General features: G+C 60.2%; 14 protein-coding genes and 1 pseudogene. 7 read left to right on the top strand and 8 right to left on the bottom strand.

What is annotated here, in order from left to right:
* Positions 1–175 precede the first annotated feature (175 nt).
* Positions 176–1,552 (top strand): multicopper oxidase family protein, encoded by a 1,377-nt coding sequence (locus AC1DVH_RS09055; RefSeq protein WP_477753496.1) that lies wholly within the window; start codon positions 176–178, stop codon positions 1,550–1,552.
* A complete protein-coding gene (gene tadA / locus AC1DVH_RS09050; protein ID WP_223460321.1) occupies positions 1,552–2,049 on the top strand; it encodes a tRNA adenosine(34) deaminase TadA in 498 nt (165 codons plus the stop codon). Before AC1DVH_RS09055 ends, tadA begins: the two co-directional genes overlap by 1 nt.
* 129 nt (positions 2,050–2,178) lie before the next feature.
* On the opposite strand, the gene cmoB is transcribed toward tadA, so the two are convergent.
* From cmoB to AC1DVH_RS09015, 7 genes are all read right to left on the bottom strand, one after another.
* Complete coding sequence (gene cmoB, locus AC1DVH_RS09045; protein ID WP_477753495.1) at positions 2,179–3,135, bottom strand: tRNA 5-methoxyuridine(34)/uridine 5-oxyacetic acid(34) synthase CmoB; 957 nt, start codon at positions 3,133–3,135, stop codon at positions 2,179–2,181.
* Positions 3,132–3,911, bottom strand: coding sequence for a carboxy-S-adenosyl-L-methionine synthase CmoA (gene cmoA, locus AC1DVH_RS09040; RefSeq protein WP_477753494.1), 780 nt, complete (start codon positions 3,909–3,911; stop codon positions 3,132–3,134). Before cmoA ends, cmoB begins: the two co-directional genes overlap by 4 nt.
* A 130-nt stretch (positions 3,912–4,041) precedes the next feature.
* Positions 4,042–4,683, bottom strand: a complete 642-nt coding sequence (locus tag AC1DVH_RS09035; RefSeq protein ID WP_477753493.1) for a lysoplasmalogenase — start codon at positions 4,681–4,683, stop codon at positions 4,042–4,044.
* 2 nt (positions 4,684–4,685) lie between these two features.
* Positions 4,686–5,078, bottom strand: a complete 393-nt coding sequence (locus tag AC1DVH_RS09030; protein ID WP_477753492.1) for a protease inhibitor I42 family protein — start codon at positions 5,076–5,078, stop codon at positions 4,686–4,688.
* Between the two features lie 219 nt (positions 5,079–5,297).
* On the bottom strand, positions 5,298–7,715 hold the full coding sequence (lon, locus tag AC1DVH_RS09025) for an endopeptidase La (protein WP_477753491.1): 2,418 nt from the start codon (positions 7,713–7,715) through the stop codon (positions 5,298–5,300).
* Positions 7,716–7,941: 226 nt separating this feature from the next.
* Positions 7,942–10,353, bottom strand: coding sequence for a glucose/quinate/shikimate family membrane-bound PQQ-dependent dehydrogenase (locus tag AC1DVH_RS09020; RefSeq protein WP_477753490.1), 2,412 nt, complete (start codon positions 10,351–10,353; stop codon positions 7,942–7,944).
* A gap of 215 nt (positions 10,354–10,568) precedes the next feature.
* On the bottom strand, positions 10,569–11,951 hold the full coding sequence (locus tag AC1DVH_RS09015) for a carbohydrate porin (RefSeq protein WP_477753489.1): 1,383 nt from the start codon (positions 11,949–11,951) through the stop codon (positions 10,569–10,571).
* Between the two features lie 306 nt (positions 11,952–12,257).
* Here AC1DVH_RS09015 and AC1DVH_RS09010 point away from each other — a divergent pair, with 306 nt between their 5' ends.
* Positions 12,258–12,488: a VF530 family protein gene (locus AC1DVH_RS09010; RefSeq protein ID WP_108216564.1), complete on the top strand. Its 231-nt coding sequence runs from the start codon at positions 12,258–12,260 to the stop codon at positions 12,486–12,488.
* 80 nt (positions 12,489–12,568) lie between these two features.
* On the top strand, positions 12,569–13,129 hold the full coding sequence (locus AC1DVH_RS09005) for a Pr6Pr family membrane protein (protein WP_477753488.1): 561 nt from the start codon (positions 12,569–12,571) through the stop codon (positions 13,127–13,129).
* A gap of 28 nt (positions 13,130–13,157) precedes the next feature.
* Here the strand turns inward: AC1DVH_RS09005 and AC1DVH_RS09000 are convergent.
* Positions 13,158–13,680, bottom strand: a pseudogene (locus tag AC1DVH_RS09000) (siderophore-interacting protein); the annotation flags it as partial.
* 258 nt (positions 13,681–13,938) lie between these two features.
* Here AC1DVH_RS09000 and AC1DVH_RS08995 point away from each other — a divergent pair.
* The 3 genes from AC1DVH_RS08995 to AC1DVH_RS08985 all read left to right on the top strand — a co-directional run.
* Positions 13,939–14,715 carry an IS5 family transposase gene (locus tag AC1DVH_RS08995; RefSeq protein WP_477753487.1) on the top strand — a complete coding sequence of 259 codons (777 nt, stop codon included), beginning with the start codon at positions 13,939–13,941 and terminating at the stop codon, positions 14,713–14,715.
* 293 nt (positions 14,716–15,008) lie between these two features.
* A complete protein-coding gene (locus AC1DVH_RS08990; RefSeq protein ID WP_477753486.1) occupies positions 15,009–15,509 on the top strand; it encodes a CS1 type fimbrial major subunit in 501 nt (166 codons plus the stop codon).
* Between the two features lie 115 nt (positions 15,510–15,624).
* A partial coding sequence (locus tag AC1DVH_RS08985; RefSeq protein WP_477753485.1) for a TcfC E-set like domain-containing protein occupies positions 15,625–17,406 on the top strand: 1,782 nt, incomplete at its 3' end.

The following is a 17,406-nucleotide window of genomic DNA, read 5'->3' as shown; positions in this document are numbered from 1 at the left end:
GGGCTTGTCGGACCGGCGCATCGCCCTGCTGGGTCGCGAGGCGGCCCCTAACTCTGCAATCGCATGGCCTGTGACCATCCGCTGCGCTGCCCTTACTGTTTCTCAACCGCAGGTGTATCGTATTCGCCTTTTGCAGGCCCCTCGCCTGTGGTTGATATGTGAGGTAGTTGAGTTCATGTCCTTTACCCGTCGCCAAATCCTCGGTGGCCTGGCCGGTCTTGTTGTCGTTGGTGTCGGAGCCGGTGGCGCGTCGCGTTACTGGCTGGGCAAGATGGCCGATGCTGACGCCGGTCATGACTACGAGTTGATCGCTGCGCCGCTGGACGTTGAGCTGGTGGCCGGGCACAAGACTCAGGCCTGGGCGTTCGGCCCGTCCGCACCGGGGACCGAGTTACGGGTGCGCCAGGGTGAATGGTTGCGGGTACGCTTCATCAACCACCTGCCAGTCGCCACCACCATTCATTGGCACGGCATTCGTCTGCCGCTGGAAATGGATGGCGTGCCGTACGTCTCGCAACTGCCGGTGCTGCCGGGTGAATACTTCGATTACAAATTCCGCGTGCCGGATGCCGGCAGCTACTGGTATCACCCGCATGTGAACAGCAGCGAAGAGCTCGGCCGTGGCCTGGTGGGGCCGTTGATCATCGAAGAGCGTGAGCCGACCGGTTTCAAGTATGAAAAGACCTTGAGTCTCAAGAGCTGGCATGTCGATGACGTCGGCAATTTCGTCGAGTTCAGCATTCCCCGTGAAGCGGCCCGTGGCGGTACGGCGGGGCGCCTGGCAACCATCAACGGCGTGCCGCAAGCGGTGATCGACTTGCCGGCCGGGCAGATCACCCGTGTACGCCTGCTCAACCTCGATAACACCCTGACTTATCGCCTGAACATTCCCGGCGTCGAAGCGCAGATCTATGCACTGGACGGCAACCCGGTCGAGCCACGACCGCTCGGCAAGGAGTACTGGCTCGGTCCGGGCATGCGTATTTGCCTGGCGATCAAGGCCCCGCCGGCCGGTGAGGAGTTGTCGCTGCGCAACGGCCCGGTACGCCTGGGTACGTTCCGTTCGGTGGCCAATGCCGATGCGCCGACCGAGTGGCCGCCGGCACTGCCGGCCAACCCGATCGCCGAGCCGGACCTGGCCAATGCCGAGAAACTCAACTTCAATTTCGAATGGGTCGGCTCGGTATCGGTCAACGTTGATAACGGCAAGCCGCCGAGCCTGTGGCAGATCAACGGCAAGGCCTGGGACATCACCGACAAGACCTGCGCCGACCGCCCGATTGCCAAGCTCGAGAAGGGCAAGAGCTACATTTTCGAATTGAAGAACATGACTCAATACCAGCACCCGATTCACCTGCACGGCATGAGTTTCAAGGTCATTGCCTCGAACCGGCACAAGGTCATTCCGTATTTCACCGACACCTACCTGCTGGGCAAGAACGAGCGCGCGCAGGTAGCGCTGGTGGCGGATAACCCGGGTGTATGGATGTTTCACTGCCATGTGATCGACCACATGGAAACCGGCCTGATGGCCGCCATCGAGGTGGCGTGATGCGTCAGATTCGTCCCGCCGCCATCATCGACCGCAGCCGTGATCGCGAGTTCATGCGTGAGGCCCTGGCACTGGCGGCCCAAGGCGCGGCCCTCGGCGAAGTGCCGGTGGGCGCGGTGCTGGTGCAGGACGGGGAAATCATCGGGCGCGGTTTCAATTGCCCGATCAGTGCCAGCGACCCGAGCGCTCACGCCGAGATGGTCGCCATCCGCGCCGCCGCCCAGGCCGTGAGCAACTACCGCCTGCCGGGCAGTACGCTGTATGTGACGCTGGAGCCGTGCAGCATGTGCGCAGGCCTGATCGTGCATTCGCGGATTGCGCGGGTGGTGTACGGCGCGCTGGAGCCGAAAGCCGGGATCGTGCAGAGCCAGGGGCAGTTCTTTACCCAGGGCTTTTTGAATCACCGGGTGTTGTATGAAGGCGGGGTGTTGGCGGAGGAATGTGGGGCGGTGCTCAGCGAGTTCTTCAAGGCCCGGCGCGCCAAACCATCAGACTAATCACGGACCCTGTGGGAGCGAGCTTGCTCGCGATAGCGGACTAACATTCAACATCTCTGTTGACTGACAGGGCCTCATCGCGAGCAAGCTCGCTCCCACAGGTTTATTCGGTGTTTGGGAGACTGGGGTTTACTTGCGGGCGACAATGACGGCGCGCATCGGCGCCGGCAGCCCTTCAACGGTCTTGCTGTGATCCTCGGGATCGAGGAAGTCACTGAGCGACTGATACTTCATCCACTGCGTCCCGCGCTGTTCCTCGACCGTGGTGGTGCTCACATCCACGCACTTCACGTCCGTGAACCCGGCACGACGCAGCCACAACTCCAGCGCCGGCACCGACGGCAGGAACCACACGTTGCGCATCTGCGCGTAGCGGTCTTCCGGCACCAGCACCTGATGCTTGTCGCCTTCGACCACCAGCGTTTCCAGCACCAGTTCACCACCTTTGACCAGGCAATCCTTCAGCGCCAGCAAATGTTCGATCGGCGAGCGGCGGTGGTAGAACACGCCCATGGAAAACACTGTGTCGAAACCTTCGAGGTTTGGCGGCAGGTCTTCGAACGGGAAGGGCAGGTGCCAGGCATTCGGCTCGGACAGGTAACGCTGCACCGCCTGGAACTGACAGAAGAACAGCCAGTTCGGATCGACACCGATCACACTGTCGGCACCGGCGCCGAGCATGCGCCACATGTAGTAGCCGTTGCCGCAGCCGACATCGAGGATGCGCTTGCCCGCAAGGTCCAGGTGCGGGGCGACCCGCGACCATTTCCAGTCCGAGCGCCATTCGGTGTCGACGTGCACGCCGAACAGGTCGAACGGCCCCTTGCGCCATGGCGACAGACCCATCAACGCAGTGCGCATTTGCGCGCGGGTTTCATCGTCGCAATCGGTGTCCAGCTTCAGGCCATTGAGCAAATCGACTTCACTCGGCTGGATCTTCGGCAGGGCGTCCAGTGCGCTTTGCCAGCGCTCCAGATCGCCATGACCCTTTTCCATTTTCTTGTCGAGTTGTGCCTGCAGGGTGTTGGCCCAGTCGGCCAGCGGGGTGCCGGCCAGACGGCGGGCGAGGGGGGACAGATCAATCATGGCAAGGCAATCAACGAGGCAAAGTTAAGACACTGGAACCACGGCACGACTTTCGAGAACCCGGCGGCCAGCAGGCGTTCGCGGTGTTCTTCGAGGCTGTCGGGCTTCATGACGTTTTCGATGGCGCTACGCTTCTGGGCGATTTCCAGCTCGCTGTAGCCGTTGGCGCGTTTGAAGGCGATGTGCAGATCGGTGAGCAGTGCGTGTTCCTGCTCGTCTTCGAAGCGCAGTTTTTCCGAGAGGATCAGGGCACCACCGGGCAACAGCGACTGACGGATGCGCGACAGCAACGCCGTGCGCTGGTCCGGGGCGATGAATTGCAGGGTGAAGTTCAGCGCCACCACCGAGGCCGGCTGAAACTCCAGCGCCAGGATGTCGCCTTCGATCACCTCGACCGGCAGCAACTCCTGGAACATCGAATCCTGCCCGTTGAGGTACTCGCGGCAGCGTTCGATCATGGCCGCGGAGTTATCCACAGCGATGACGCGGCAACCGTCGGTGCGCACGTGCCGGCGCAGGGCCTGGGTCACGGCACCCAGCGACGAGCCCAGGTCGTAAAGCACGCTGTCCCGCTGGGCGAACTGCGCGGCAAGCACGCCGAGGTTTTCGACGATGGTCGGATAGCCCGGCACTGAGCGCTTGATCATGTCCGGGAACACCCGCACCACGTCCTCGTTAAAGGCGAAGTCAGGCACCTGGGCCAAAGGCTGGGCGAAAAGGCGATCGGGTTCTTTGCTCACGGCGGTTCCAGCGGTGCAGGTGGAAAAGGCCGGCATTTTAGCCAAGTTGGCGCGGGGATGCGCGGGTTGTCTGATAAAGCGCCAAATCAAAAGATCGCAGCCTGCGGCAGCTCCTACCCTGCAAACGCGATCCCTGTAGGAGCTGCCGCAGGTTGCGATCTTTTTCTCATGCTGGTTGCGTTTTTTTGCTGAAAGCCGAGGCAGTGATACCCCATTGCCCCAGCCAATAGCTGAGGATGATCACATAAGGCGCGGCATCGAACGGCACCACAAACCGGCTGATGCCAATCACGCTGTCGGAGAACACGAACGCCACTGCGCCCGCTGCTGCCCACAGCGCCGAACGCTTGGGCACCTCGGTGCCGAGCCGGGCCAGTGCGCGCCAGAGCATGGCGCTGATGGCCAGACCGTAGACGATCACCGGAACCAGCAATGGCCCCAGTCCATGATTGATCAGGATCCCCAGCAGTACGGCACCAACACCGAGGGCGACAATCAGCGACAACAGCGCCAGACGCCGGCAGTCGCTCAAGTACGCTTTCAGATAGGCCAGATGAGCGACCAGAAACGCGCCCAGCCCAAATACAAACAAGTCCCCCGGCCACGCCAGCAACACGTCGCCGACCAGGGAGAAAATCAACCCCAGGCTGATCCAGCGCCGATATTCACCGGGCGGAGCGTCATGCAACCAGCCGAGCAAGGCCAGCACGGGCAGCGGTTTGACCAGCAGGCACAGCAGAGACGCATGCACGCTCAGGCCGTAAAGAAAGGTCACCGCACCCATCAGCGCCAGAATCAGCCAGCCCACGGTCAGTTAACCGAGATCGCGCAGTCGAACGAGTCCACCGGCAGCACTTCCGGCGCCCACGGCTGTTGCGAGGTCAGGCGCAAACGCCCGGTGCCGGTCGCAAAAGCCTGAAAGCGCCAGGTCGAGACCCCGGCCGCGCCGACGATGCCGGCATCTTCCGGGTTTCGATAAACCTCTGGCCCCAGGGCGTGCAACACGCCGCCGGCCGAATCCTGGATCGCCCAGCGATAGCCCGTGGTCGGATTGCTCGGCAAGGTCAGGATCAGGTTTTGCCCGTTGGTGAGTTTCACCGGACATTCGCTTTGGTTTTCCACTGTCACGTTGTGCGCAGGTTGCGTGGCACATCCGGCCAGCAGGGCGAGGGCGAAGGGGGCAAGCAGGCGAATGGAGGACATAGGCTTCAGGGGCTCCGGCGTTCACGACGAACGGCGAGCATAACTTAAGATGAGACAAAGTGTGATGGCCAGCCAAGGGCTGCAGTGCCAGGACTGACGCTTTCGCTGGCAAGCCAGCTCCTACAGGGTTTTGCAGTGAACACACATTGTGTGAACAGCGCCGACCACTGTAGGAGCTGGCTTGCCAGCGAAAGCGGTGGTACTGGCGCTACATGACTGTCAGAACAACACCTTCGCCACATCCGCAAACCGCTTGGCGAAATGCACGGTAATACCGTCCTTCAAATACTCCGGCAGCTCTTCGAAGCTCCCTCGGTTGGCCTCAGGCAAGATAAGCTCGAATATCTTCTGCCGCCGCGCCGCAATCACCTTTTCCCGCACCCCGCCAATCGGCAGGACATGCCCGGTCAACGTCAACTCACCGGTCATGGCCACGCCTTTTTTCGGTGGCTGGTTGCGCGCCAGCGACAGCAGGGCACTGGCCATGGTCACACCGGCGCTCGGGCCGTCCTTCGGCGTGGCGCCTTCCGGCACGTGCAGGTGGACGAAGGCTTCGTCGAAGAACTTCGGATCGCCGCCATAGGACTTCAGGTGCGAGCTGACGTAGCTGTAGGCGATTTCCGCCGATTCTTTCATCACGTCACCCAGTTGCCCGGTGAGCTTGAACCCACGGTTGAGGGTGTGGATGCGTGTGGCTTCGATTGGCAGGGTCGCACCGCCCATGCTGGTCCAGGCAAGGCCGGTGACCACGCCGACACCCGACAGCACCTGCTCGTTGCGGAACACCGGTTTGCCGAGCGAGGCCTCCAGGTCTTTCGGCCCGAGCTTGATCACCGCTTTCGGCTCGTCGAGCAGTTTCATCACCGCTTTGCGCACCAGTTTGCCGAGGTTTTTTTCCAGCTGACGCACGCCCGCTTCACGGGCATAACCGTCGACCAGTGCCTTGAGCGCGCTGTCGCTGATGCTCAGGCTGCCCTTGGACACGCCGGCTTTTTCAAGCTGCTTGGGCCACAGGTGACGCTTGGCGATGGCGACTTTTTCTTCGGTGATGTATCCCGACAGGCGAATCACTTCCATTCGGTCCAGCAACGGGCCGGGGATCGAATCGAGGGTGTTGGCGGTGCACACGAACAACACTTTCGACAGGTCCAGACGCAGGTCGAGATAGTGGTCGAGGAATTCGACGTTCTGCTCAGGATCCAGGGTTTCCAGCAGCGCCGAGGCCGGGTCGCCCTGATAGCTCTGACCCATCTTGTCGATCTCGTCGAGCATGATCACCGGGTTCATCACTTCGACGTCCTTCAACGCCTGCACCAGCTTGCCCGGCTGTGCGCCGATGTAGGTGCGACGATGGCCCTTGATCTCGGCTTCGTCACGCATGCCGCCAAGGCTGAAGCGATAGAACGGCCGGCCCAGGGACTCGGCGATGGATTTGCCGACGCTGGTCTTGCCCACGCCCGGCGGACCGACCAGCAATACGATGGAGCCGCTGATCTCGCCTTTGTAGGCACCGACCGCGAGAAACTCGAGGATGCGGTCCTTGATGTCGTCGAGACCGGCGTGATGTTTGTCCAGCACCTTGCGCGCGTGCTTGAGGTCGAGTTTGTCATCGCCGTAGACGCCCCACGGCACCGAGGTCGCCCAGTCGAGGTAATTGCGGGTGACCGCATACTCCGGTGAGCCGGTTTCGAGCACCGACAGCTTGTTCATTTCCTCTTCGATGCGTTTCTGCGCTTGTGGTGACAGCACTTTGCCGGTCAGCCGCTGTTCGAACTGTTCGAGATCGGCACTGCGGTCATCCTTGGTCAGTCCCAGCTCCTGCTGGATGACCTTGAGTTGCTCCTTGAGGAAGAACTCACGCTGATGTTCACCGATCTTGCGATTAACTTCGGCAGAAATCTCTTTTTGCAAGCGCGCGACTTCGACTTCCTTGCGCAGCATCGGCAGGACTTTTTCCATGCGCTTGAGCATGGGCACGCAGTCGAGGACTTCCTGCAGCTCACTGCCCGTCGCCGATGTGAGCGCGGCGGCGAAGTCGGTCAGCGGCGACGGGTCGTTGGGGCTGAAGCGGTTGAGGTAGTTCTTTAGCTCTTCGCTGTACAGCGGGTTGAGCGGCAGCAGTTCCTTGATCGCATTGATCAGCGCCATGCCGTAGGCCTTGACCTCGTCGGTCGGCTCGGTGGGCTGGTGCGGGTATTCGACTTCCACCAGGTACGGCGGGCGGTGATGCTTGAGCCAGGTCTTGAGGCGTACGCGGGTCAGGCCCTGGGCGACGAACTGCAGTTTGCCGTTTTCGCGGCTGGCGTGGTGCACCTTGACCAGCGTGCCGTAGAGCGGCAGGGCCGAGGTATCGAAGTGGCGCGGGTCATCCTGGGGCGTGTCCATGTAGAACAGAGCCAGGGAGTGGTGTTCGGACTTGGCCACCAGGTCGAGCGTCTCGGCCCACGGCTCTTCGTTGACGATGACCGGCAGGACCTGGGCCGGGAAGAACGGTCGGTTGTGGATCGGGATGACGTAGACCTTGTCCGGCAGGTTCTGGCCGGGCAAGGCCAGGCCTTTGCCGGGTTTGTGCTGTGGGGCGTTTTCCGGATCGGCGTATTCACTCGGGTCTTCGGGGAATTCCTGCTGGTCGCTCATGTGGGCACCTGCGCAATGGGTATGGGTCTTAGATGGGGCAGGTTGGCGGTGGTTTCAACGGTCATTTTCTGCAACGCGGTGTTTCAACGGCGTGTTCAGGAGAGAGACAGGTTAGCTGGATTGTGGCGCGATGCTCTGCGCTTTTGCTTTTGTAGGAGGATGGTGGTGATAATAAAAAAGGCGACTCCTTCGCAGGAGTCGCCTTTGTTTTGACTGCCGCTAAAACTTACTCGGACAGTTTGTACGCGATCACATAGTCACCCATTTTGGTGCCCAGTGAGCCGTGGCCACCGACGACCAGCAGCACGTACTGCTTGCCGTCCTTGCCGGTGTAGGTCATCGGCGTAGCCTGACCGCCAGCCGGCAGGCGCGATTTCCAAAGCTCGTTGCCGGTGTTGACGTCATAGGCGCGCAGGTATTGATCCAGCGTGCCGCTGAGGAAGCCGACGCCGCCGGCGGTGACCATCGAGCCGCCCATGCTTGGCACGCCGAGTGTCAGGCCGATAGGCAATGGCGAGCTGTCGCGGCTGGTGCCGTTCTTGCGTTTCCACACGACTTTGCTGGTGGTCAGGTCGATGCCGGCCACGTAGCCCCAGGCCGGAGCCTGGCACGGCACGCCGAACGGCGACATGAACGGGTGCATGATCACCGCGTACGGTGCGCCCGTGTTCGGTTGCACGCCCGCTGTTTCGCTCTCGCGCTTGCTGCCGGCCGCGACTTCGGCGCGAGGCACCATTTTCGAGACGAAGGCCATGTAGTTCGGGCTGGTGAACAGCATCTGGCGAACCGGGTCGACCGAAACACCGCCCCAGTTGAAGACGCCGACGTTACCCGGATAGATCAGGCTGCCCTGTTCCGACGGCGGGGTGTACTGACCGTCGTAACGCAGCTCCTTGAACTGGATGCGGCACAGCATCTGGTCGAACGGGCTGGCGCCCCACATGGCTTTTTCGGTCAGTTCCGGGGCCAGCAGGTTCAGGTCCGAACGGGCCTGGGTCGGTGCGGTGTGGTCGCCTTTCACGGCGCCTTGCGGAACCGGGATTTCCTTGATCGGGATGATCGGCGTGCCGTCGCGACGGTCGAGGACGTACAGGCTGCCTTGCTTGGTCGGCTGGATCACAGCCGGCTTGATGCCGTCGGCGGTTTTCATGTCCAGCAGGGTTGGCTGGCTGCCGACGTCCATGTCCCACAGGTCGTGGTGGGTGAACTGGTAGTTCCAGCGCACCTTGCCGGTGGCCAGGTCCAGCGCGACCAGGCCGGCACTGAACTTCTCGGCGCCCGGGGTGCGGTCTGCGCCCCACTGGTCAGGGGTCTGGTTGCCCAGTGGCAGGTAGACCATGCCGAGTTTTTCGTCGACGCTGGCCAGCGACCACATGTTGGCCGAGTTGCGGCTGTAGTGTTCGCCCTCTGGCAGCGGTTCGGTCGCGTCGGGATTGTTGCTGTCCCAGTTCCACACCAGATGACCGTCGTGTACGTCAAAGGCACGGATCACGCCGGATGGCTCGTTGGTCGACTCGTTGTCGGTGACGTGGCCGCCCATGATCACCAGGTCACGGGTGATCGCTGCTGGCGAGGTGGAGTAGTAGCCACCGGGGGTGAACGGCCCGATGCCTTGAGTCAGGTCAACCACACCGTTTTTACCGAAACCTTCGCAGACCTTGCCGGTGTCGGCGTTGAGTGCGATCAGGCGTGCATCGGCGGTTGGCAGGTACAGACGACGCGGGCAGGCCTGGGCGACGGCTTTGCCGGCCTCGGAAATCACTGCGGAAGCAGCGCTTTCAGACTTGGCGTAGGCCGCTTCGTCGTAGTACGACACGCCACGGCAGGTCATGTGGGCGAAGCCCTTGAAGCCCACCGGGCTCTTGATCTGCGGGTCGAAACGCCACAGTTCCTTGCCGGTGTCCGGGTCCAGCGCCAGCACCTTGCTGTGGGCGGTGCAGGCATAGAGCATGCCGTTGGCCTTGAGCGGGGTGTTTTCGTTGGTCAGTTCCACCGGATCACCGGCGGTTGGCAGATCGCCGGTCTGGATACGCCAGGCTTCTTGCAGCTTGCCGACGTTGGCCGGGGTGATCTGCTTGAGTGGCGAATAGCGGTCACCGAATTCGCTGCGGCCATAGGCCTGCCAGTCGCCTTCGGGCATCTGCGGCGCAGTGCTGGTCATGTCAGCCGAGTCACGACCCAACTCGCCCAAGGTCTCGCCCGGATGGGTGAACTGGCTGGCCACGGCGGTGGCACCGGCCAGGACCACGGCCACGCTCAAGGCGCCAGTGCCCATAGGGGCAGGGCCGTTGATCAGCAATGGACGACGGAACCACGGTAGCAGCATCACCACACCGAGGGCGAACCACAGCGCCAGGCGTGGCACCAGTTGCCACCAGTCCAGGCCAACTTCCCACAGCGCCCACAGGGTACTGGCGAACAGCACCAGCGCGTACAGGCCCAGCGCGGCGCGGCGGGCGGCGATCAGCAGGACGCCGCTCAGCGCGATGCCGATACCGGCCAGCAGGTAATACAGCGAGCCGCCGAGCATGCTCAGCTTGATCCCCCCGGCCAGCATGGCCAGGCCCATCAGTAGAAGCAGTATGCCGAGCAGGGTCGGCCATAGACGGCTTCGACCCAAGGCACTATCAGTGCTCATAGTGTGATTCTCCGTGACGTTTCAAGTAGTCCCGCGCCAGTTCACTGTAGATGACGATCCGGCGCGGGCAGGGTTCAGATAAAACTGGTTCAGCTAATGCAGTCCCTTGTGGGAGCGAGCTTGCTCGCGATTGCGGTTGAACATTCAGCATTGATGTCGACTGATACACCGTCATCGCGAGCAAGCTCGCTCCTACAAAGGTTTTGTGGTGTTGGTCAGAACGAGGACTGGACCTTGATCCCGCCAATCAGCGCGTCATCGACCTCGTTCACGCCACCAGGATGGCGGATGTATTGCAGGTTCGGGCGCACGGTCAGCCAGTTGGTCACATGCACGCCGTAATACAGTTCGGCGCTGTATTCGGTGTCCTGGGGCGGCAGGAAGGACGGATTGTCGAAGTCGAAAACGGCGTTGGCCTGGTTGGTCGCCTCGGCATTCTTGCGAAAGGCCGGGTTGACGTGGACGCGGGCCATGGCGAAACCGATGTCGTCCCTGGCGCGCGCGTCGAACGGGCCTTTGTAGACGAGGCCGGCCTGGACGTAGTTGTCGATGGCATTGGTCTTCTTGTCGTGCATCGTGCCGTTGGCGAACAGGCTCAGGCCGCGGGAGTGGTCGCTGGCGACGCTGGTGACTTGCTGCTGAAGGCCCAGCCACATGCCGTGTTTGCTCGAGGCGCTGCGGTAGGCTTCGCCAGTCAGGGCCGCAGGCTGGCCATTGCTGTCCTTGTAGACATCGGTGGCGCTGGCGCTGCTGTAGTAGTAACCGGCACGGTACTCGCCCGGCAGGCCGTTGAGCTTCGGCGTCCACACCAGTTCCACCGGCAGGACCGCACCTTGGGTGCCGCTGCCGCTGAGCTTGAAGCCATTGCCGCGATCCAGGTTCGACGAGTTCTGCTCAAACGCGCCGATCTGCGCGTACAACTGCGGCGTCAGGTGATATTTGACCCGCATCGCCCACTGGCTGACCGGCCAGTTGTACCAGATGTCACCCGCCCAGTTGCCGACCTGGGAGCCGCAGAACGCCAGGTTCTGGAAGTCGCAGGGGAAGCTGTTGAAATCTTCGCCCTCACCGAAACGGCCGACCTTGATGTCGAGTTTTTCATCGAGGAATTTCTGCTGATACCACATCTGCGTCAGGCGCCAGGTCTGGCCGCGGCCCCAGACTTCCTGGGCCGAGGTGAAGCCGCCGACACGCGGGTCGTTGATGCGGTCGTTGCTGATGTTGTTGCCGTTGCGTTCGGTGATGGTCAACTGGAACTCGGCGTCATTCCAGCCGAGGATCTTCTGCAAGTCCAGGTGGGTGCCCAGGCCGAACTGATCGCTGTAGCGCGCGGTGCGGTCGTGGTCGTAGCCGCCGTGCAGATTGCTGCCCATTTCACCGGTGTAATCGACTTTGAAGTCGTAGCCTTTTTCCGCGAGTTCTGTGCGAGTGCCGTTCCAGTCACCAAGCATCCATGGTGAATCGCTATCGAAGGCAGACGCCGCCTGAGCGCAGGAGGCAAGGCCCAGGGCGGTGAGGCCACCGATCAGGGGCAGGATGTTTCGATGGGTAGCAGCTGCAAAGACAGCGCTGTCTCGCAAAGATTTAAAGTCGGGCATAGAGACGGAGTTCTTGATCTTTTTCTGGGGGATAAACGGAAAGCGGCAGGCGTGAAGCGAAAGCAGAAGCGTTTCAGCAGGCAGCGGGGCGCAAGGATAATGTTCTGTTACAAATAGAGAAAGTGCTTTTGCTGACATGCATCGTTTCGGATTTGGTAACAGTGACAAAAGATCGCAGCCTGCGGCAGCTCCTACAGGATACGGATTCCAATGCAGGAGCTGCCGCAGGCTGCGATCTTTTCCGTTTCACCTACATTTAACGTAAGGTGCGCGGCTTCCAATTCCCACTCTGCTCGAAGGCCCGGCATGACCGAACACAACCCTGACCCGCTGCACGGCGTGACGCTGGAACAGATCCTCAACGCGCTGGTTGAACATTACGAGTGGTCGGGGCTGGCCGAACGCATCGATATCCGCTGCTTCAAGAGCGACCCGAGCATCAAGTCGAGCCTGACGTTCCTGCGTAAAACCCCATGGGCGCGAGAAAAGGTCGAACGCCTGTATGTGAAGTTGATGCGCACCAAACGACCGCTTTGAACAGGGTCAATCCGTTCGGGTTTCGCCGCCGTTTTGTGGCTGTGGCTGCCACGCTCGGCTGGGCGGGATTGAGCATCCAGATGTACCTGATTCTCCATTCTCGCTGGACGCTGGGTGCCAGCCTGATCGGCGGGCTGATGAGTTTTTTCAGCTATTTCACCGTGCTGAGCAACACCCTGGTGGCGACCGTGCTGACCTGTGAATGGACCACCCGCGAGTCAGCCGCGCGCCGCTGGTTCCTGCAGCCTTGGGTCAGCAGTGCGATTGCCGTGAGCATCGCCGTGGTGAGCCTGGCCTACAACCTGTTGCTGCGCCACTTGTGGCATCCCGAAGGCTGGCAATGGCTGGCCGATGAGCTGTTGCATGACATCATGCCAGTGCTGTTTCTGGGGTATTGGTGGCGTTATGTGCCCAAGGGCACATTGCGCGTGTGGCATATCGCGCTGTGGGTGATTTATCCGCTGGTTTATTTTGGCTATGCGCTGCTGCGCGGGCATTTGCTGGCGGTTTACCCATACCCGTTCATTGATGTCGAGAAGCTGGGTTATCCACAGGTGTTCATCAATGCCGGCGGGTTGTTGGCGGGGTTTGTGGTGATTGCGTTGTTGGTGATCGGGCTGGATCGTCGTCTTCATCATTAGTTGGAGTTCGTTGGATCAAGATCAAAAGATCGTCCGAACGCGGCCCGAGCCGCCAATAGCCGACGGCTTTGACGAATTGTTCGTTCAAACTGTGCTCATCGAGCAACACCCGACGAATCCGCCGCGACACTTTGCTCTCGGTCGCCACCCACGCGTACAGGCTGCCGGTTGGCACCTGGATCTGGCGCACGGTGCTCAACAAATGTTCTTTGCCACCTTCGCGCAGCACCCAGATCACATTGACCTCGGCTGCACTGTGCAGCACTTGCTGCTCCTTGCCGTTTTCCACCTCGACAATCACCAGTGCGCGCCGGTTCGCCGCCAGGCCTTCCAGGCGCCGGGAGATGGCGGGCAGGGCGGTTTCGTCGCCGATCAGTAAATAGCTGTCGAAGATGTCCGGCACGATCATCGAGCCACGCGGCCCGCCGATGTGCAGGAACTGCCCGGGCTGAGCTTGCGCCGCCCGGCACCAGGGTTTGCAGGGCCACAGCTTGCTCGGCGTTTTGCGGGAACAGCAGTTTGACGTGGTCGTCCGTACCCAGGCTAATGAATCGATTCTGGTCGGACCATGTAACACTTTTAAAATGAAACAACGGCGCGATTCAGTATCTGTCCTATTAGTCAGGGCTTGAATAGTCTGTTGTCGGCCTTTGTTTATCGGGTGTGTGCTACTCKTCCTACAGAAGTTGAAGAGTGTCAAAGGGCTGTATGGGATTTTAGGTTCTGTACGAAATCAGTCGAAACCAATTTGAATTCCACAGGCGTCGAGGTTCAGTAAAGTCCGCGTCCATCAAAGACAGGAGCCCACGATGGCCAAACGGTATGAACTCCCCGACGCAGCCTGGGATTTGGTTGCGGATGTATTCGATGAACCTCGTCGTAGCGGGCGCCCACGAGCAGATGACCGCTTGATGCTTAACGGCGTCCTTTGGGTACTCTGTTCTGGTGCTGCTTGGCGTGACATGCCTGAGCGTTTCGGCCCTTGGTCAACGGTTTATCAAGGTTTTCGTGACTGGCGCAATCGCGGAACGTTTGACCAGATGCTCAAGCGGCTTCACATCAAGCTGAACGGGCAAGGGGTAATTGATCTGGAGACGTGGATGATGGACTCACGGCAGTACGCGCAACCCGGGCCTCTTCTGGTGCTGGGAAAAAGGGGGCCTGAAGAACCGCAAGATCATGCGCTCGGCCGCAGCCGGGGCGGCCTGACCACCAAGATTCACATGCCGTTGCTGGATGAGGCGTACATACCAAGCTTGCGCGGCCGCCCTCGCAAACGCTGCCGATGGTTGTTGGCTGATAAAGGCTATGACGCCGAAGCTTTGCGTCGTTACTGCGACCGGTATCGGATGCAGCCGGTGATAGCTCTGCGCAGCATAAGGCGTAAACCTAAGCCGGATTTGCCGAGTCTGTTTGATCGTCCCAAGTACCGGCAGCGCAACATCATTGAGCGTATGTTCGGCTGGCTGAAAGATAACCGCCGCATCGTTACGAACTTCGACAAACTCGCGAAAAGTTATGCGGCGATGGTCTCGCTGGCCTGCGCCATGCGGTGTTTACGAGATTACTTTTCGTACAGAGCCTAAGTCAATCTGTTTGTAGGTGAGCTCTTACATGCGGCAGGTTAACTTGTTGGTTTTATTTATTTTTTTGCAATGTTTAGGCTTCATCTTTCCTACGTTGGTTGGTGAAAAATCCTACTTACTTTTCTTAGGAATTAGTCGAATATGCCCCGGCGTTGAAAGCTCAAACAAATAGCTATTTTGGCTTCAGCCAATAGTAATGACTTGTCAGCGTCTATTCGTTAATAGAAAGGGAAGTCTCGGCTTTGTTCGAACTTTTAATTGTCCAGCCCATTTGAAGTAACAGGTATTTACCCATGTTCAAAAAAATCGCGATCGCTACTCCTCTGGCCGTTCTGGCACTGAGTTCTTCCATGGCTTTTGCTGCAGGTGAAGCGCGTCATTCCATTAATCTGGTTGCGTCGGTTCCAACCAAGGAGTTCCACGTACTGCCGGTGGACCCGGATCTGGTCATCAAAGATCAAAAGTTGAGCTACAACCCGGTTTCCGGTGATCTGAGCACTCTGCGTGCGCAATTCGACACCAAAAACACTAATGGCTCGATTGCCGCCAGCCTTGAAAGTGAAGCGTTCCTGTCCAACGGTATAGACACGGATAAGGTTCCCTTGACGGTGACGTTCAATGGTAAAACGCTGAAACATACGGCGGCTGAGGAAGTCGTCGGCGAGGCCGAGTCCACTCCGGGCAAGCGTGTCGAACTGGTCATCGCTCCCACCAAGCCAGCCGCTGGCGGCTATAAGCCGGGTGAGTACACCGGTGCGGTCACCATGATCTTTGATGCAGTGCCAACGCTTTGATGTCTTGAATGCTTGTGAGCGCAAAGCTCACAAGACATCAAAAACCGGTCGGCAGTCTCCCCTGTCGGCCGGGTTTTTCACAGCATTAACCGTTCATTCTTAGAGAATTCCGTTCATGTTCCCGATGACTCCCATCGCGGCCGCGCTCGCACTTTTTTTTTGCGCAAGTGCACTGGCCGCGCCAACTGACAATGGCACGACACCCCGCAGTTTGCTCGCTCAGGCCAAAGGTTTGCCGTCCGAGTTCGAAGAGCACTTCTTCGATGTGCCTTTGGCGGTTCGGGTGGAACTTGATCAACAATTTCTGGGTGAGGCAATGATCGTATTGTCCCGCGATGATCGCATCACCCTGCTTGAGTTTGCCGATGTCAGCGACAGCAACATTCCCGCCAGTGAGCGTGAAACCTGGGCGGCTTACCTACAAAAAGGCGTGGCCCTCGGCGCCTGCGAAGGCAGTTGCCCGGCGCAGATGCTGGCCGTGCATTACAACCTTCAGAATTCATTGGTGTCGATTCTCACTCAAAATGCCGAGCGCGACACTGAAACCAAGCGTTATTACGAGCAGCCGGAAGGTGGCAGCACGGGGTTGATCCTGCGCAACCAACTGAACCTCAACGGTGGCCAGGATCAGGACCTGGGCGGGCGATATGGGCTGGAGGCCAGCAGCAGCCTGGGCAACTGGACCCAGAATCTGAATATGCAGCTAGCCCGTCTGGGCGGTCCGGATGACAAGCTCTATCACGCGATATACGAGCTCTACAGCCAGCGTGAGCTGGAGGGCAGTTTTATGCGCCTGGGTTATTTCACCCCCAACTCCGAAGGCTTGAGCCGCCAGCCACGTTCGTTCGGTGCCAGCCCCGACACGGCAGTGGGCCTCATGTACGGCAGCTCCGACAGCCTGGCGATCAACAGCCCCAAACCCAGCGTTTACCCGATCTATGTCACCGCCAATCGTCAGGCCTCGGTGGAGATTTTTCGCAATGGCTTGCTGATCAATACCCAACCGGTCGATGCCGGCTTGCAAACCCTGGATACCCGGCCCTTGCCCGGCGGGATCTACGAAGTGGAAGTGCGCTTGATCGAAGACGGTCAAATCACCTCCACCACCCAGGAGCTGGTGTACAAACCGAGCAACTGGCGCAACCACGATGAGCGCTGGCGCTACAACCTGTTCGCCGGGCAGGAAAGCAAGCTGTTGAGTAACTGGGATGAGCAGGCCTACGGCGACATGACCGCCGGCGCCGCCTTCAACTACCTGTTGCATCCGCGGATCATTCTCGGCGTTTCGGGGCGCCAGGTTCGGGACACACTGCAATATGGCTCGTCGATCGATTGGACCTTGGCTAACAACACCAGCCTCTTCGCCAACCTGTATCAGACCCAGGACCATGGCACCGGTCTTGATGTGCAAGCGATGTACAGCTATGGCACCGGAAGCGTATTCGCGACCCATAACCGCAGTTGGCTGGACACCACCAAAATCTTCGAAACCCTGCCCGATGGCACTCGGGTGCGACAGCGCAATGTGTTTGTCGGACAGACCAGCACTTCGTCGTTGTCGGTGAATCATCGGGTCAGCAGCAGAAGCTCGCTCAACGGCCGGATCTCTCACACCGACGGCAACAGTGAAGGCGTAGGCCTGGATCTGGGCTGGACCCAGCGCACCCAGCTGTTCGGCAGCGATGGCAACTGGCGGTTCTCGGTATTTGACCGGCCCGGCACCTTCAGCAGCGGTGACCAACGTAACCGTGGCTTCGACCTGACCGTCAGCCTCGCGCTGGGCGGGCCGGGTGAGCAATGGTCCGGCAGCATTGGTTCGCGCACTTCCCGTGATGGCGGCCGCGACAACAACGCTTCGCTCGGCTACCGAAAAGACCTGCAGGACCATGTGCTGCAA

It is taken from the genome of Pseudomonas sp. P4_C3, assembly GCF_056402075.1.
The sequence above is the reverse complement of the archived record's forward strand: the minus strand, read 5'-3'. Positions and strand labels throughout refer to the sequence as shown.

Excerpts from the sequence above, each read along its gene's own strand:
- AC1DVH_RS09015 (WP_477753489.1), bottom strand. The coding sequence starts at position 11,951 with ATGCCCGACTTTAAATCTTTGCGAGACAGCGCTGTCTTTGCAGCTGCT.
- AC1DVH_RS09055 (WP_477753496.1), top strand. The coding sequence starts at position 176 with ATGTCCTTTACCCGTCGCCAAATCCTCGGTGGCCTGGCCGGTCTTGTT.
- cmoA (WP_477753494.1), bottom strand. The coding sequence starts at position 3,911 with ATGCCGGCCTTTTCCACCTGCACCGCTGGAACCGCCGTGAGCAAAGAA.
- tadA (WP_223460321.1), top strand. The coding sequence starts at position 1,552 with ATGCGTCAGATTCGTCCCGCCGCCATCATCGACCGCAGCCGTGATCGC.
- AC1DVH_RS09005 (WP_477753488.1), top strand. The coding sequence starts at position 12,569 with ATGTACCTGATTCTCCATTCTCGCTGGACGCTGGGTGCCAGCCTGATC.
- AC1DVH_RS09020 (WP_477753490.1), bottom strand. The coding sequence starts at position 10,353 with ATGAGCACTGATAGTGCCTTGGGTCGAAGCCGTCTATGGCCGACCCTG.
- lon (WP_477753491.1), bottom strand. The coding sequence starts at position 7,715 with ATGAGCGACCAGCAGGAATTCCCCGAAGACCCGAGTGAATACGCCGAT.
- AC1DVH_RS08990 (WP_477753486.1), top strand. The coding sequence starts at position 15,009 with ATGTTCAAAAAAATCGCGATCGCTACTCCTCTGGCCGTTCTGGCACTG.
- AC1DVH_RS08995 (WP_477753487.1), top strand. The coding sequence starts at position 13,939 with ATGGCCAAACGGTATGAACTCCCCGACGCAGCCTGGGATTTGGTTGCG.
- cmoB (WP_477753495.1), bottom strand. The coding sequence starts at position 3,135 with ATGATTGATCTGTCCCCCCTCGCCCGCCGTCTGGCCGGCACCCCGCTG.
- AC1DVH_RS09030 (WP_477753492.1), bottom strand. The coding sequence starts at position 5,078 with ATGTCCTCCATTCGCCTGCTTGCCCCCTTCGCCCTCGCCCTGCTGGCC.
- AC1DVH_RS09010 (WP_108216564.1), top strand. The coding sequence starts at position 12,258 with ATGACCGAACACAACCCTGACCCGCTGCACGGCGTGACGCTGGAACAG.